The sequence below is a fragment of the Hansschlegelia zhihuaiae genome (assembly GCF_004103825.1).
GTDB lineage: Bacteria > Pseudomonadota > Alphaproteobacteria > Rhizobiales > Methylopilaceae > Methylopila > Methylopila zhihuaiae.
This window is the reverse complement of record NZ_RYFI01000011.1, coordinates 178,484-178,744: the sequence shown is the minus strand read 5'-3', so window position 1 is coordinate 178,744 and position 261 is coordinate 178,484.

Genomic DNA, 261 nt, shown 5'->3' with positions numbered 1-261 from the left:
ACCCAGGACGCCGCGCCGGAGCAGCTGGCGAAGCGGTCGGTGAGAAGACGTCGTGCGCGGGGCGCCGGGCGACCGGATCGCCGAGAACTGACGGCATGTGGTGGCCCGGCGCCCTGCGCCTTCCCACTGAGCATTTTGTTGCGTGACCAGAGCAGGACTGAGGCGACGGCTGATCGGGGCCGGCGGGCGAGGAGGCGCGTCTTCTCCCTCCCCTTTCAAAGGGGAGGGTGGCCCTCGCGCCAGCGAGGGTCGGGTGGGGAT